This window comes from Rhizobium sp. BR 249 (genome assembly GCF_047445895.1).
Classification (GTDB): Bacteria; Pseudomonadota; Alphaproteobacteria; order Rhizobiales; family Rhizobiaceae; genus Rhizobium.
Genome location: NZ_JARWKX010000001.1, coordinates 265080 through 278314, shown reverse-complemented (window position 1 = coordinate 278314; position 13235 = coordinate 265080). Strand labels below are relative to the sequence as shown.

Sequence of the window (13235 nt, the reverse complement as noted above, 5' to 3'; positions counted from 1 at the left end):
GCCGCTAAAGCTGCGTGCGCTGGTCGATTATATCAGGAGGACTGCCCGTCGTTAGCTGTGCCGCCGATCACCTGATCCCGCCCCGCAGGCTATCGGCAAGCGCGGAAAGAGCATTGGCGATTTGCGCCGCGGTTTCGGGCGGCGGCAGCGGTATCTTCAGGCTCCGCGCGCCTGTGGCCGAATCACGCTCGACCCAGGGGTGCGCCGCTGCATCGGAATCGTTGGCCGCAGTCAGCGCGGCAACGACCTGCACGCCGATCTGGGCCAGCGCTTGCCACGGATCGGAAGCGGCATCGGGCGGCGGCGCTCCGGCGGCTTCGGTTCGTACGGCCGCTTTTGCCGCCGCGGCGGGCTCGGCATCCGCTTGGAGATCGTCCGCGGACACAGCATCGTCAGCGACGGCGAAGTTCGACACTTCCTCGGCCGGCGTCACGGTTTCGCCTTCGCCCATGTTCCCGGTGACGTTCTCCACTTCCTTCATGAAGCGGTTGAGGCGCGAGCCGCCGAGCGAAATCTCACCAAGGCCGCCGTCGAGAATTCCGGCGGACAGAGAGCGCTTGAACGCCAGAACCGAAAGCATGCCCTCTTCGATGGTGCCCTTCGAGACGAAATTGATGACCTGCACCGGTCGCGCCTGGCCTATGCGATGGATGCGGGCGATGCGTTGCTCAAGAATAGCCGGGTTCCACGGCAGATCCATGTTCACGAGCGTCGATGCATTCTGCAGATTGAGCCCCGTGCTGCCGGCATCGGTGGACAGGAAGACGCGGCAGGCCGGGTCGTTGCGAAACTGCTCGAGCAGCGCCGGACGTTTTTCCGACGGAACGCCGCCATGGAGACTGACATAGCCGATTCCGCGCGCTTCGAGGCGGCGGATGACGATATCGTGGGTGCGGGTCCATTGGGAGAATACGACCGCCTTGGCTTCGGGATCGGCGAACAGTTCATCCAGCAGCGCCGCCAGTTCGTCTGCCTTGACGCCGTGGTCGGTCTCCTGGTCCAGGAGATAGGTGCTGTTGCACGACATCCGCATGTTCTGCAGCGCACAGGTCAGCCGGCGTTGATCCTTGTCCGAAAGGAATTTCGTCTTGTGCCAGCGCTGGACGATTCTCGCCACGACATCAGCGTTTTCCTGGTGGCAAAGCATCTGACCTTCGGTCATCGGCACCAGGAAATTTTGGTCGGTTCGGCTCGGCAGTTGCCGCAGCACCTCGGATTTGCGCCGGCGGATCATGATGGGCGCCAGTGTCTGGCCGATCTTTTCCAGCCCCGTATAGCCGATGACGCGTCCGCTTTCGTCCTTGACCTGATGTTCGTGCAGCAGCTTCCAGGTTGGCCCCAAACGGTGCTGATCGACGAACTGGACGATGGAAACCAGCTCTTCCAGCTTGTTCTCCAGGGGCGTTCCGCTCAGAACGATCGCGTAGGCGCTGTCGATGCTTTTCAAGGCGCGCGCCGCAATGGTGTTCCAGTTTTTTACCCGCTGCGCTTCATCGACAATGACCAGATCAGGCGCCCAGGCGGTGATCAGGTCGAGATCGGGTTTGAGCTTTTCGTAGTTCGTGATTTTGCAGAAATCGTCCAGAGCGAAGTCCTTCTGCCGCTCCGCCCGGCCACCGTTGATGACGCGGGCCGCATTCTCGCCGCCTCGGCCCGAAAAACGCGCAATTTCGCTTTGCCACTGGTATTTGAGCGAAGTCGGGCAGATCACCAGCACTCTCGATACGCCGAAATGCCGCGCCAGGATTTCCGTAGCGGCGATCGCCTGTATTGTCTTGCCCAGCCCCATGTCGTCGCCGATCAGCGCCCGCCCGGCCCGCGTCGCAAACAGCGCGCCTTCGGCCTGATAGGGATAGAGCGGCACCGACAGGAGCGTCTGCAGTCCGGGGTCGGCGGCACCTTGCGGAAAAAGTTGGTCGAGCTTCGAGGCTCGCCGTTCTGCATCCCTTTTTCCCGCGATGAAGTCGAGCGCATCGTCGTAGGCGCGGAACTCATGGTCGCTGCCGGACGCCGTGGCCATGAAAAGCTCCAGTTCGCCGAAGCGGCCGTCCGGAAGCATGCCGTCGCGCTCGGCGTCGAACAGGGCCGCCGCGGCTTGCCTCACAGCCTGCGGGCATTGGGTTCCGGCCCGGAAATGGATGCGCCTCTGGCCGTCATTGCGCAGGTAGAGTTCGGAAAATGCCGGCTGATAGCCCCGCGCAAACGCCGTCTTGGCGCCGCGCTTCTTCTCCAGCCGGGAAAGCGTGAATTCGATGTGCTTGCAGGTGCCCAGTTCGCTGGTGGAGTAGTCGGGGCACGAACAGAAATTGCCGCCGGGGCCTCGACCACGAATCGCGACGCGGTAGCTGGAATTCGAAACGGGATTGCTGACCTTGAACTCGGAGAAAAACGGCTCGCCGGTCAGATTCTCGAGTCCGAAAGCCTGCCCCCGGCCGAATTGGCGGCGCAGGCCGCGCTGCCAGTCCACCGGCGACAGATCGGCGGGCGCGTGGGTACGCGACAGCTTGGGTTCCTGGTTCGACTTGGCCGCCGCTTTCACGTTTCCGGGCTTGGATTTCATCGAAGCACATCCATTCAGAAGAGTTTTCCGCGTAACATTCTTCCAGGCTTACCCCGTGGTATCGGCGAGTTCCTTTGCCGTAGGGTAAACCGTCGCCGCAGAAGAATTATCGAGATTCGAAGCCGGATGCATCCGCTCTTCCGAAAAATATACGCAGCTCCGACCGGCGGTAGGATGCGGTCCATGGCTATCGGCTCAATGCTGCCGCCGGCAGGTCTGGTGAATTGATTTTAGGCTTCCCGGACAGTCTCATAGCCCGCCGCTTGGGCGGATCTTATGAAGCCGCGGTCAAAGGTAACGAACGCGTCGCAGTGAGCCGCCTTGGCAAGATGGAGGGCATCGGCAAAATCCATTCCCTTCTCGGCGAGATCGAACGCGACGGCAACGCCTGTTGGTTCTTCAATCGTCACCCTAGCCAGTCCGCCAAAAGCGCGAAGTGCGCGGGCAACGTCCGAGCGGCCGTACCCATAGGCGCTGCGCAGCACCCATTCGACTTCCAGCATCACCGTAACGGCGACAAAAACCGGTTGTCCGTCGATGATCTCACGTGCGCGAGGAGACTGTTCCGGATGATCGCCCGTCAAGTATCGGACGATGAGATTGGTATCAATCGCGATCATGGCGGCGGCGGGCTTCAGCTAGGATGGCGGCTTCCATGTCTTCCAGGGTTTTCGGCTCGCCGCCGAAGGGAAGCATGCCGAATACGTCGTCCGGCCGTGTCGGCGCGAAAGCAGAGGCTTGCCTCAGCAGCACCCCTTCCGGGGTTTCCTCGACAATCAGACGAGTGCCGGCTTCCCACTCCCGCCGTTGGCGCACGGTTTTGGGAAGAATGACCTGTCCCTTGGTGGAAACAGTGGTGATGAGGTTTTCAGCGCGCGCCATCAGCTTGAGTTCCGCAGGTAAGACAAAGGTAAGATAGTTGTACTGGCTGCTTTATTCAAGATGCCCCATATGACATGGTGAGCCGTCAGCACCTGGCGGTGCGGTCGTTGGACGTTTCCCGCCGGCCCGTGCACACATCAAGATTGGTCGAGCGCTGAGCGTCGTCGGCACCACCGACAATCTGGAGCCGGCTGCGCTCTATCTTTATCGCGACTGGCTTCCAGTAAGCGGCGAGGAAGCACGCGGCTTCCTGATTTATTGCCGGCGCCTCAGTTTCTTCCCGGAAGTACCGGAGCATGAGGCAGTGGCGGAGCTGTTTCTGCCGCTGAAATAGCGGCCCTCACTCCCACTCGATCGTGCCCGGGGGCTTCGACGTGACGTCGTAGACCACGCGGTTGATGCCGCGCACCTCGTTGATGATGCGCGTGGCAGCGCGGCCGAGGAATTCCATGTCGTAGTGGTAGAAATCCGCGGTCATGCCGTCGACCGACGTGACGGCGCGGAGCGCACAGACGAATTCGTAAGTGCGTCCGTCGCCCATGACGCCGACGGTCTGGACGGGAAGCAGCACGGCGAAAGCCTGCCAGATGGCGTCGTAGAGGCCGGCCTTGCGGATTTCGTCGAGATAGATCGCATCGGCTTCGCGCAGGATCTCGAGCTTTTCGCGGGTGATGCCGCCGGGGCAGCGGATGGCGAGGCCCGGACCCGGGAAGGGATGGCGGCCGATGAAGCTGTCGGGCAGGCCGAGTTCGCGGCCGAGCGCGCGCACCTCATCCTTGAAGAGTTCGCGCAGCGGCTCGACGAGCTGCATCTTCATGCGCTCCGGCAGGCCGCCGACATTGTGGTGCGATTTGATCGTCACCGACGGGCCGCCGGTGAAGGAAACGCTCTCGATCACGTCGGGATAGAGCGTACCCTGGCCGAGGAAATCGGCGCCGCCGAGTTTCTTCGCCTCTTCCTCGAAAGTTTCGATGAAGAGCCGGCCGATGATCTTGCGCTTGGTTTCCGGGTCGGAAACGCCTTCGAGTTCGCCGATGAAGCGGTCGGAGGCATCGACGTGCAGCAGATGCAGATTGTAGTGCTCGCGGAACATGGCGACGACGTTGGCCGCCTCGTCCTTGCGCATCAGCCCGTGGTCGACGAGGATGCAGGTCAACTGGTCGCCGACGGCCTCGTGGATCAGCAGAGCGGCGACGGAGCTGTCGACGCCGCCCGAAAGCGCGCAGATGACGCGCTTGTCGCCCACCTGCTTGCGGATCTCGTCGACCGCCTTCTGGCGATAGGCCGACATCGACCAGTCGCCCTTGATGCCGGCGATGTTGTGAATGAAGTTGCCGATCAGCTTGGCGCCGTCTGGCGTATGCACGACCTCGGGGTGGAACTGCACGCCGTAATATTTGCGCTTCTCGTCGGCGATGAAGGCGTAGGGCGCGTTGGAGGAGGTGGCGACCACCTCGAACCCATCAGGCAGCGCCGTGACGCGGTCGCCATGGCTCATCCAGACCTGATGGCGCGAGCCGGAGGACCAGAGGCCCTCGAACAGCTGGCAATCCTTGTCGACATCGAGGAAGGCGCGGCCGAATTCGCGGTGATGGCCGCTCTCGACCTTGCCGCCGAGCTGCATGCACATCGTCTGCTGGCCGTAGCAGATGCCGAAGACCGGCAGGCCGCTGTCGAAGATGATCTGGGGCGCCCGCGGCGACCCTTCATCGACTGTGGAAGCCGGGCTGCCGGAGAGGATCACGGCTTTCGGCTGCAGGCGTTTGAAGCCTTCTTCGGCCGATTGGAAGGGAACGATCTCGCAATAGACGCCGGCCTCGCGCACGCGCCGCGCGATGAGCTGGGTCACCTGGCTGCCGAAATCGACGATGAGAACGGAGTCGGGATGTGCTGTCTGGGTCATGGCGAGGCTTTAAAGAAAAGCGCTTCGCCTTGCAATCCGGGAAATCGGCGGCATCGGCTTTTTATTGTTCCGATTGTCCCCGCACGTCTTTTAAGACGCGCATCGGCGCCGTCAGGCTCAGAACCAGAACACGCCGTCTTCCAGCGCCGTGAACAGGCTGTCGACGCCGTAGGAGAGCTTGCGGTCGACGATGTGCAGATATTCGGTCCAGCCCGAAATGTGCTGCAACTCGACGACGCCGTCGGAAATGCCGCGGAGCCCGATCAGCGGCAGCTTGTAGCCTTGGCAGGCGCGCAGCACCGCATAGGTTTCCATGTCGACCATGTCGGCGTCGATGCCGCTATAGGCGGCACCCGAAATGACGTTGCCGCCTGTGGAAAGGCTGGCTTCCGGAATGCCGGGAATGCGCAGCGGCAGCTCCAGCGTCACGGGCAGGTCCAGGAAGGGCGTCTGGCCTTTTTCGAAGCCGAGCGGCGAGGCGTCCATGTCGCGATAGGAAACCGAAGTCACCTGATAGATTTCGGTCTGTTCGAGCTTGGCCGAGCCGGCTGAGCCGAGCGAGACGACGAGATCGGGCAGATCGTCTGCGGCATCGAGCCGCGCCAGGGCTCTGGTCAGCGCGACCGCCGCTTCCACCGGGCCGACGCCGGTCATCAAGGGTTCGATGCGCGAACGCAGGAAGGGGCCGTATTCGGCTTCCGCCGCCATCACGAAAAGGATGGATTTTCCCGCGACCGACTTCAGTTCGAACTTCATCCGGTAATTCCCTCTCTACCGCGAATGACCATCATCGTTCCGGTCATGGAGGCGATGAGCTTCGCCGGCCCGTCGCCGATCGCGTAGCCTCGTCCGTCGGCGACGATGATGGTCGAGCCGGGCTTGGTGATTTCCCCGCGAAACAGGAAGCGATCGCCCCGCCCCGGCGACATGAGATTGACCTTGAACTCGATCGTCAGGATCGAGGCTTCCGGGTCGATGAGGCTGTAGGCCGCAAAGCCGCAGGCCGAATCGAGTGCTGCGGAAATGATGCCGGCATGCAGGATGCCGTGCTGCTGTGTCAGTTTGACGTCGAAGGGAAGCTCGATCTCGACGACGCCGTGCTCGACGCGCGTCAATTCCGCGCCGATCGTCTGCATCGCCGCCTGGCGCGCAAAATTACGGCGGATTCGCGCGCGGAAATCGCCCCTGTCAGTCTCGCTCATGGCTACCCCTCTCGAAGCCGCGAAAGTGGCATGACACGCCGGATTCGACAAGCTGGACATCGCCGAAATCGATCTCGGCGGCGATGGAAACGTCAGGGCGTGTCGCCGGGGCCACCTTTCGCCGTGCCGCCGTTGCGCAAGCCTGCATCGTCGGCCGATCGGCTTCGTGCAATGCGATTGCAGCTTCGCGCGGAACGCGTATTCTCGCAGCCGATCCCGATGATGGAGCGCCAGCGGCATGACGACGATATCGCAATCGGTCCGGAATTTCGAGGACTGGCTGGCCGGCGAACTCGGCGACGATCTCGTCAAGAAGGATCTGCGCGAGAAGCACAAGAAGATGCGCAGCAACGAGTTCGTCTTCCTGCGCGCCACCTATTGGCGCTGGTGCGAAACTATCCTCGATATCTGCCCGAAGCTTGCGAGCGCGCCCCAGGTGCTCGCGGTCGGCGATACGCATCTGGAAAATTTCGGCACCTGGCGCGATGTCGAGGGCCGGCTCGTCTGGGGCCTCAATGATTTCGACGATGCGGCGGTGATGCCCTATGCGCTGGATCTCGTTCGTCTGGCGGCAAGCGCCATCCTGGCGCGCGGCGACAACGGCCCGTCCGTCCGCAGGATCGGCGAACTGATCCTGAGTGGTTATCGCAGGGGCATTGAAAATCCGCTGCCCGTCATCCTCGAGCGCGACTATAAATGGTTGCGGAAGGCGTTGATGCTGCCGAATTCGGAACGCCGGGAATTCTGGGAGAAATATGAGGTGCTGCGTCCCGGCAAGAAGCCGGCGCCTCCAGCCTATGTCAAGGCGCTCACCGGTGCGCTGCCGCCCGGATCAGGTCCCTTCGTGGCGAAGCCGCGGAGCGCCGGCACCGGAAGCCTCGGCCGGCCGCGCTTCGTCGCCTATGCCGAATGGCAGGGCGGGCCCGTGCTGCGCGAGGCGAAGGCGCTGGTGCCGTCGGCTTGGTCGCTTTGCCATGGGCCGCGGGATGGGACGATCCATGCGGGCAAGATCGCCGGCGGCCGGATGCGCTCGGCCGATCCCCACTATCAAGTCTCCGGGCGTATTCTCCTGCGCCGGCTCTCGCCGAACAGCCGCAAGATCGAAATCGACAAGCACCCGGAAATCCTCCTTGCACCGACGATGCTCGAGCTGATGGGCTTCGAGATCGCCAACTGCCATTCCGATGATCCGGCGGCGGCTGCGGCGATCCTGGACGATCTGCGGGGGCGCGGAAGCGAATGGCTGCATGAGGCGGCAAGGGCCGCGGCGACAGCGATCAGCGCCGAGCAGAAGGCTTATGAACGCAGGCGTTGAGAGATCCGGACGATGTGCTGATCCCAGGCGACGTCGCTGCGGGTCGACCGGAAATCGCCGTCATAGGAGGAGACGGCAAAGCCCTCTCTTGCCGGCGCAATGCCGGCGGCATCCGGAACGATGGTCACGGCCAGTACCTTGCCCGTCCTGGCATCGATCGTCACCGAGGCGCCGCCTTTCGGCGAGGTGACGCCGACGAGGCCTTCGCTGCGATTGACGGCGATCGCGCCGACGTAGTTGGCAAGCCTGCGCGTCGTCTCTTCCGGCAGGTCGATGAAGGAGAGGTCCTCGCCCTTGGCGAAATGGCCGACAAGCGGCGGCAGATCGTTGCGGTGGCCTTCATACTGGCACGCGAACCAGATGCGGCCATCGCCGCCGAGGTCGACATGGCGGGTGGAGAGCGCCGACCATTCCGCCGGCAGCATGTGTTTTTCGACCAGCGCACCGGTCGCCGCATCGATCAGGACGAGAGACGGCTGCATCGCCCCGAGATTGAGCTTGGTGCGGCCGAAATCCGGATGGGTTTCGATGCCGCCATTGGCGACGATGAGAAGGCGCCCGTCATCGGAAACCGTCATGTCGTGCGGGCCGATACCGTAAGTCTCGAATTCGCCGATGCGGGTGAAGCGGTCGGTGGCGTCGTAGAGCCCGATCATGCCGCGATTGCCGTCGAAGTCGTTCTCGCTGGCGTAAAGCAGGCGGCCGTCGGGAGAGAAGGCGCCGTGACCGTAGAAATGCCGGTCTTCCCTGGAGCTGATGACGATCGGCTCGCCCTTATTCCGAGGGTCGAAGATCATCGCATAGGTGCCGGGCCGGCGCGCGAAGGCGACGGTCTTGCCGGTGGCCGCACTGAAGGCCATGCCGTGAGCCCGCGCCGGAAGCGCCACTTGGTCGATGATCTCGCCGCCCTCCGTCACGGTCGCGACGGCAAAGGAGCCGTCGGCTGCGCGAATGCCCGAGGCATAGACCGCATCGGCCCGTTCGAGAGCCATCAGCGACTTGGGCGCCAAGGCTGCAAGAAAGCCCATTCCTGCCGCCTTGACGAAGCTGCGTCGGTCGATCGCGGCACTTCTCCACATCGCATCAGTCTCCGTCGGAAAAGGAAAAGCCGGCCGAAAGCCCAACGGCCGCACCGTAATCGTCGCTGATCTTGGTGATCAAATTACGGCTCTCGGCCAGCAGCGTGTCGAGCTTGGCCTTCTCGGCATCGCTGGTTGCGACTTCGATATCGGGATTGAGCTTCGGAACGTTCTCGAGCAGCGATTTGAAATTCTCGTCGATCGATGCGGCGACCGCCTGCTTGTCCGGCGGCAGGAGCTCGGCCATGCCGGCCTTCTGCCAGAGCGTGCGCAGGCCCTCCAGATTGGCGGCCATCGACTTCCAGGTGTTTTTCGACCGCCAATAGATCGCCATGCGCGGGCGCGGCGCGGTGTCCTTGCCCTTGTAGAACTGCTCCAGCCGCTGGTCGCGGACATTCTCCGCGCCATGGACGAGAATGCCGAGCAGGGCGGTGACGGCTTCCTTGTTGTCCATGAAATCGTCGCTCTGCGGGCCGGGATGTTTCCAGCTCGCCTGCACCCCGTCGGGCTTTTCCCAGGCGGCGACGACTTCGCCGGCCTCGCGCTGGATATTGCCGGCGATCGCCGCGCCGTAAAGGCAGCGGAAGCCGCCCTTCTGCTTGACGAGATCGTCGGAGCCGTTGCCGTAAAGCACATATTCCAGCGCCGTCAGGCCCTGGAGCGCGACACTCTTGCCGGCGATCGCATCGACCGTCGCATCCTTCGGATCGGCCTTGGCGATCAGCGCCTGCACCTGCTTGAGGCCGACGCCCTTGCGGTCGGGATAGAACAGGATGTGTTCGAAGAGATTGTCCTGGATGACGGGGCCGGTCTGGACGATCTCGATGATCGACCAGTAGCGGATCGTATCATCGAAGGCGGATTTCGCTTTGTCGAGCGTCTGCTGCGTGCCGCCGTCGCAAAGGTCCTTCATCGCCGTCGTCAGCCGGGCGGCCGATTGCTGCATGTTGCGATAGCCGGGACGGATCACTTCGTCGACGGCGCGCTGCATGACGGCGGGAACGGCATCCTCGTTCAGCCCTGCCGGAGGAGCGGCGGTCTGGGCGGCGGCCGATGTGGCGAAGCCGATCAGAGTGAGGCAGAGCAGGGGGTGCCAAAGGCGCATCAAAGTGACTCCAGGAATGTAATCAGGGCCTCCCTGTCGTCTTTCGACAGGGAGGAGAAAGCGTTGCGGGCTTTTTCAGCTTCGCCGCCATGCCAGAGGATCGCCTCGGTGACATCCCGCGCACGGCCGTCATGCAGGAAAAAGCTGTGTCCGCTGACAGTCCGGGTCAGTCCTATACCCCATAGCGGTGGCGTGCGCCATTCACGTCCGCTTGCAAGGCCGACCTGTTGCCCGTCGGCTAGGCCGTCGCCCATGTCGTGCAGGAGAAAATCGGAATAAGGCCAGATCAGCTGGAAGGACTGCGCCTTGTCAGGCGTATCCCGGCGGGTGACGAATTTCGGCACATGGCAGAAAATACAGCCGGTTTCGTAAAAGATCCGCTTGCCCCGCAGCGTCTCGGGAAAGCTTGCCTTGCGTCGCGCCGGAACGGCCAGGTTTTCCGAATAGAAGGTCACGAGGTCGAGAATGGGCCCGGGCGCTTCTTCTGCGCCCAGCCGTTTCTGGACGCCGGTCGGCATAGCAAGGCACTTTTCTTCCGGCTTGGTGCAGTCGCCATGCGCATCCGGCTGATCGGGCGTCGAGATGCCGATATCGTTGGCGAAGGCATCCGCGCTCTGATCGCGCACCGTGGCGTTCTGTGCCTTCCAGCCGAAACGGCCGAGCGCGATCTTGCCGTTGCGATGGTCGCGTACGATCGCCGCCTTGCCCGAAATGCCGTCGCCGTCTGCATCATCGGGGTCGGCGTGAGCCAGGATATCGGCTTCCGGGATGGCTCCGATCAGTCCGAGGCCGATCATCGCCGGCGCCATGCGCGCCGAAATGGTCGTCGCCGCATCAAGCGGCCCGTAGGCGAGGTTCACCGCCGCATAGTGCGGCCGGCGAAGCGATATCGTTTCACCATCGCCGAGGGTGACCGGCTCTTCGTCATAGCGGATCGCCATACTGCCTTCGGCGGCAAGGCCGGGAACGGCAAGATCCTGCAATTGATGGCCATAGACCGGGTCGGGAAAGTTGACGACGTCGGCATTCGCGATCGCTTTCTCCTCTTCCGGCGTTCTGGCCGCGCGCGAAAGCCGCAGGAACATCGAAGTAGAGCTCGGGCCGCCCTCCGGCGGTTTGCCCCGGCCGTCATTGACATGGCAGCTCATGCAGGAGCGGGCGTTGAAGAGCGGCCCGAGACCATCGGAGGCCTGCGTCGAGGAGGGAGCGGAAACCCAGAGCTTGCGGAAAAGCGCATTGCCGAGCTTGAAATTCTGCTCTTCCTCGAAGGGAATGTTGGCCGAAATATGCGAGAAACTGTCCTCGGTGACGGGATCGACCGAGGTCGCGGCACCCGCCTGCATCGCTTCGTATTGTTCGGCCTTGGAAAAATCCTTAGTCGGCCGCGTGACGTCGGCGACGCGGTTGAGATCGGATTCGGTGAGGTCCGTGCGTTTCGTCGGCAGATCGAACCCGGCGGCGATGGCTGCGGGTGCGCCTGCGAGGGCGGCAAAGACCGCGATGCGGATAGATAGATGAAGTTTTGCGAGACAATTCCTGTGCTTGTCACAGGAATCCAGTGCGCCCAAATCTTTGGGCGCGGAAGACTCCCCTTTGACCGAGTCATTCACGGCGCCGACGCGCCGTGGCTGGATTCCTGTGCCAAGCACAGGAATGAGGGAAGTAGGAAACGGCATTTCAGAGTCCGGGCCGCCTCGGCTTTCGAAGCGGCCCGCCTTTTGCTTATTTGAAGACGGCGTTAGGATTATCCAAGCTGTCGGAACCTTCAAGCTGAACCGTGCCGAGATCGAGTGCGGCAATAACGCGCTGGACCGATTTCGTCTGGTCGATCAGTCCGTCGATGGCGGCCTGGACGACGGCGTTGCCTTCCTTGTTGCCTTCGGCGATCATCTGATCGTACTTCTCGACCGTCTCGCCGCGCTTGGCCATGGCGTTCATGGCATCGAGCGTCTTGTTGAGCTTGCCTTCCGTCTCGGCATCGAGCGCCTTGTCCTTGGCGGCAACGAGATCGTGCAGCGACGGGCCGCTGAGCTTGGTGCCGTCGACGCGGGTGTAGTTGCCGGTATAGGCGGCGGCGATGCCGATCGCGTCGTTGAGATGCGAGTTGTAGGTATTGTCGGAGAAGCAATCATGCTCCTCCTCCGGATCATGCAGCAGCAGGCCGAGCTTCATGCGCTCGCCGGCAAGCTCGCCATAGGAGAGTGAACCCATGCCCGTCAGAATGGCGACGAGACCGGCCTTCGGGTCGGTTTCGACGTTCTTGGTCGCAGCCCCGTCCGGCTTCCAGTTGTCGGTCATTTCCTGCAGGTCGGAAACGAGCAGGGTGGAGGCGGACTTCAGATATTCGGCGCGGCGGTCGCAATTGCCGTGCGTGCAGTTCTTGAGGTCGTAATCCGTCGCGGGGCGGTTGCCGGCGCCGGGACCGGTGCCGTTCAGATCCTGGCCCCAGAGCAGGAATTCGATGGCGTGATAGCCGGTCGCGACGTTGGCTTCGATGCCGCCGGCTTCCTGCAGCGTGCCGGAGAGGAATTCCGGCGTCAGCTTGGAGGCGTCGATATCCTTGCCATCGATCTTGATCGTCTTGTTGGCGATGACATTCGCCACGTAGAGCGAGTTTTCGTCGCTCTCGCTGCCGTAGGAGGCATCGACATAGTCGATCAGGCCTTCGTCGAGAGGCCATGCATTGACCTTGCCTTCCCAGTCGTCGACAATCGGATTGCCGAAGCGGTAGACTTCCGTCTGCTGGTAAGGAACGCGCGCCTTGATCCAGGCATCCCTGGCGGCCTTGAGCGTCTCGTCGGTCGGCGCCTTGAGGAAGGCATCGATGGCGGCGTCGAGCGCCTTTGCCGTCGTCAGCGAATCCTCGTATTTGGCGTGCGCCACGTCGGCATAGTGTTTCACCACGGCGGCAGCATCGATCTCGGCCTGCGCGGGAAGGGCGAGCAGGGCTGCGGGGGCAATCGCCAGCACGGCTGCGCGGAATTTGCGGTTAAGCTTCATGATCCTCTCCTGTGACGGATATTCCGTCTAATGGGGCTCCGTCTCTTCGCGCAAAAGCAAACTGGTGTCAAATGCTCTAGTTTGGAATGATTTTAAGGATGCGGAGGTGCTTCCAAACCGCCCGTTTGAAAGGCGTCAGCCCGGAAAATCAGCGGCAATTGCGTGGACGGTTCCGGCATCGCCGAACCC

General features: G+C 62.7%; 11 protein-coding genes and 1 pseudogene. 2 read left to right on the top strand and 10 right to left on the bottom strand.

Annotated elements, in window-relative coordinates:
• Positions 1 to 67 precede the first annotated feature (67 nt).
• From QD408_RS01370 to QD408_RS01360, 3 genes are all read right to left on the bottom strand, one after another.
• Positions 68 to 2560 carry a DEAD/DEAH box helicase gene (locus QD408_RS01370; protein WP_414138087.1) on the bottom strand — a complete coding sequence of 831 codons (2493 nt, stop codon included), beginning with the start codon at positions 2558 to 2560 and terminating at the stop codon, positions 68 to 70.
• 230 nt (positions 2561 to 2790) lie between these two features.
• Entirely contained in the window at positions 2791 to 3180 is a 390-nt protein-coding gene (locus QD408_RS01365; RefSeq protein ID WP_088684424.1) for a type II toxin-antitoxin system VapC family toxin, read from the bottom strand.
• A complete protein-coding gene (locus QD408_RS01360; RefSeq protein WP_414138086.1) occupies positions 3167 to 3442 on the bottom strand; it encodes an AbrB/MazE/SpoVT family DNA-binding domain-containing protein in 276 nt (91 codons plus the stop codon). The genes QD408_RS01365 and QD408_RS01360 overlap by 14 nt, the downstream gene beginning before the upstream one ends.
• A 154-nt stretch (positions 3443 to 3596) precedes the next feature.
• Between QD408_RS01360 and QD408_RS01355 the strand changes: the two are divergent.
• Positions 3597 to 3776 (top strand): annotated as a pseudogene (locus tag QD408_RS01355) (GyrI-like domain-containing protein); the annotation flags it as partial.
• Between the two features lie 6 nt (positions 3777 to 3782).
• Here the strand turns inward: QD408_RS01355 and guaA are convergent.
• The 3 genes from guaA to QD408_RS01340 form a co-directional block, all read right to left on the bottom strand.
• The gene (gene guaA / locus QD408_RS01350) at positions 3783 to 5345 is read right to left on the bottom strand and encodes a glutamine-hydrolyzing GMP synthase (RefSeq protein WP_039617411.1); all 1563 of its coding nucleotides are present in this window, start codon (positions 5343 to 5345) and stop codon (positions 3783 to 3785) included.
• Positions 5346 to 5462: 117 nt separating this feature from the next.
• A complete protein-coding gene (locus tag QD408_RS01345; protein ID WP_088684427.1) occupies positions 5463 to 6101 on the bottom strand; it encodes a 5'-methylthioadenosine/S-adenosylhomocysteine nucleosidase in 639 nt (212 codons plus the stop codon).
• A complete protein-coding gene (locus QD408_RS01340; RefSeq protein ID WP_088684428.1) occupies positions 6098 to 6547 on the bottom strand; it encodes a PaaI family thioesterase in 450 nt (149 codons plus the stop codon). Before QD408_RS01340 ends, QD408_RS01345 begins: the two co-directional genes overlap by 4 nt.
• A 238-nt stretch (positions 6548 to 6785) precedes the next feature.
• Between QD408_RS01340 and QD408_RS01335 the strand changes: the two genes are divergently transcribed.
• Positions 6786 to 7862: a DUF2252 family protein gene (locus tag QD408_RS01335; protein ID WP_414138085.1), complete on the top strand. Its 1077-nt coding sequence runs from the start codon at positions 6786 to 6788 to the stop codon at positions 7860 to 7862.
• On the opposite strand, the gene QD408_RS01330 is transcribed toward QD408_RS01335, so the two are convergent.
• Genes QD408_RS01330 through QD408_RS01315 form a run of 4 tightly spaced genes read right to left on the bottom strand, consistent with a single transcriptional unit; the run spans position 7844 to position 13046 of the window.
• The gene (locus tag QD408_RS01330; protein WP_414138084.1) at positions 7844 to 8941 is read right to left on the bottom strand and encodes a DUF1513 domain-containing protein; all 1098 of its coding nucleotides are present in this window, start codon (positions 8939 to 8941) and stop codon (positions 7844 to 7846) included. The two genes, QD408_RS01335 and QD408_RS01330, sit on opposite strands and share 19 nt — an antisense overlap.
• Before the next feature lie 4 nt (positions 8942 to 8945).
• On the bottom strand, positions 8946 to 10046 hold the full coding sequence (locus QD408_RS01325; protein ID WP_088684431.1) for an imelysin family protein: 1101 nt from the start codon (positions 10044 to 10046) through the stop codon (positions 8946 to 8948).
• Positions 10046 to 11722 carry a di-heme oxidoredictase family protein gene (locus QD408_RS01320; RefSeq protein WP_414138083.1) on the bottom strand — a complete coding sequence of 559 codons (1677 nt, stop codon included), beginning with the start codon at positions 11720 to 11722 and terminating at the stop codon, positions 10046 to 10048. The genes QD408_RS01325 and QD408_RS01320 overlap by 1 nt, the downstream gene beginning before the upstream one ends.
• A 46-nt stretch (positions 11723 to 11768) precedes the next feature.
• Positions 11769 to 13046 (bottom strand): imelysin family protein, encoded by a 1278-nt coding sequence (locus tag QD408_RS01315; protein WP_414138082.1) that lies wholly within the window; start codon positions 13044 to 13046, stop codon positions 11769 to 11771.
• Between the last annotated feature and the right edge of the window lie 189 nt (positions 13047 to 13235).